Consider the following 2024-nt stretch of genomic DNA (forward strand, 5'->3'; position numbering starts at 1 on the left):
CCCGGCGACCCCGGCGACCGCGGCAGCCTCGAGATCGCGTTCTCGGTGGTCCGCCGGATCGCCGCGCAGGCCGCGGACCTCAGCGACGGCACCGTGCGCACCGAGCGCCGCGTGGTGGGCGTCGGCCTCGGCGAGGCCGGCGCGACCGCCCGGGTCTCGGGCTACGGCGACCAGGTCGACCTGCGCCTCGAGGTCCCGCTCGCCTACCCCGCGCCGATCGCGCTGACCGTCGAGGCGGTCCGCGGCAACGTCCGCGAGCGCGTCGAGACGCTCACCGGCTACGCGGTGCGGGCCCTCGACGTCACCGTCTCGGCGCTCAACGTCCCGGCCGGTCCCCCGGCCCCGACCCGTCGGACGGTGTGACCGTGCGCTTCCTGCTGCGCTTCCTCTCGCCGGTGCTCGGCCTCGCGGTGGCCGCCGTCGGTGTCCTGGTCCTGCTCGAGGTGATCACGGTCTGGGTCGCGCCCACCTCCTCGCCGCTGGTCGTCCCCTGGCCGACGTGGCAGGCGGCCCTGACCAGCGTCACCTGGTCGTCGTCGGCGGTCCGCGCCGTGGCGATCGGGATCGCGGTCGTCGGGCTGCTCGTCGTGATCGTCGCGCTGGCCGCCCGTCGCCACGACGTACGCCTCACCGACCCCGCCACGGAGGTCACGGTCACCACCTCGCCGCGCTCGCTGGCGCGGGCGGTGGGTCACGAGGTCCGCTCGCACGCCGACGTGGTCTCCGCGTCGGTCGTCGCGTCGTCGAACAAGGTCGTGGTCAAGGCCGGCACGCTCGACGCGCCGGACGTGGTGCGCGCGGCCGTCCGCGAGCGCATCGACACCCTGTTCTCCCGCCTCCCGCTCGCGCGCCGGCCGCGGGTGTCGGTCTCCGTCGCCGCCACCAAGGGGGTCAAGTGAGCCGCCGCTCCCGCGCCGCCGTCGCCCGCTCCACCGCCTACGACCGCACGCTGGTCCTGCTCTCCGGGCTCGTGCTCCTCGCCGCCGGCGTGCTCGTCGTGCTGCTCGGCCGGGGCGCCTTCGGGGTCAACCGGGCGCAGCGCCCGGTGATCGACCCGCAGGTCAGCGCCTGGATCGACGCCAACGCCACGTCGACGCGCTGGATCGCGATCGGCGTGGGCGTCGTCCTGCTGATCGTCGGCCTCACCTGGGCCGTCCGCTCGCTGCGACCCGAGCCGCGCCCCGACGTCCTGCTCTCCGACGTCCCCGGGCAGCGCCTCACCGTCGAGCACTCGGCGATCGCCGACGCCGTGCGCACCGACGCCGAGTCGATCGACGGGGTCAGCCGCGCCCGCGTCCGCCTGGTCGGCGACGAGCGCCGCCCCGCGCTGCGCCTGACGCTGTGGCTGGTCGAGGACGCCGACGTGCGCGACGTGTGGGCCGAGGTCGACGGGCGGGTGCTCGCGCGCGCCCGGCAGGCCTTCGCGGTCGACGCGCTGCCGACCGCGGTGCGCATCGAGCTCGACGCGGCGGCGGTGAAGACCCCGCGCGTGCTCTGAGGCGCGCGCTCCGGTACAGACTGGGGTCGTGGACCTGCCCGTGATGCCGCCGGTGCTGCCGATGCTGGCCAAGCCCGTCAAGACCGTGCCGGAGGGGCAGCACTACGAGCCCAAGTGGGACGGGTTCCGCGCCCTCATCTACGCGGCCGACGCCGGGGACGGAACCGTCGGCGACGTCGAGATCGGCAGCCGGGGCTCGAAGATGCTGACCCGGTACTTCCCCGAGCTCGTGGAGGCGTTCCGCCGGCTCCTTCCCGGCCCGTGCGTCCTCGACGGCGAGATCGTTGTGCCGACCGGCGAGCCCGGACGGCAACGGCTCGACTGGGAGGCGCTGTCGCAGCGCATCCATCCCGCCGCCAGCCGTGTGAAGCTGCTCGCCGAGCAGACCCCGGCGACCTTCGTCGCGTTCGACCTGCTCGCGATCGGCGACGAATCGTACGTCGAGCGGCCGTTCGCCGAACGGCGCGCGGCGCTCGAGGACTTCGCCGGGAAGCTGCCCGCACCCATCCAGCTGACCCGGACGACC

4 protein-coding genes are annotated in these 2024 nt (G+C 75.1%); all 4 read left to right on the top strand.

The window, feature by feature from the left end; translation table 11 throughout:
- Window positions 1-363: Asp23/Gls24 family envelope stress response protein (locus tag AC0CYZ_RS31990; protein ID WP_472222357.1), on the top strand; the 363-nt coding region annotated here is incomplete at its 5' end.
- 2 nt (window positions 364-365) lie between these two features.
- Window positions 366-899, top strand: a complete 534-nt coding sequence (locus AC0CYZ_RS31995; protein WP_472222359.1) for a DUF6286 domain-containing protein — start codon at window positions 366-368, stop codon at window positions 897-899.
- Window positions 896-1498, top strand: a complete 603-nt coding sequence (locus AC0CYZ_RS32000; protein ID WP_472222361.1) for an Asp23/Gls24 family envelope stress response protein — start codon at window positions 896-898, stop codon at window positions 1496-1498. Before AC0CYZ_RS31995 ends, AC0CYZ_RS32000 begins: the two co-directional genes overlap by 4 nt.
- A gap of 28 nt (window positions 1499-1526) precedes the next feature.
- The coding region (locus tag AC0CYZ_RS32005) for an ATP-dependent DNA ligase (RefSeq protein WP_472222363.1) at window positions 1527-2024 on the top strand (498 nt) is incomplete at its 3' end.

The organism is Actinomycetospora sp., from assembly GCF_055612215.1.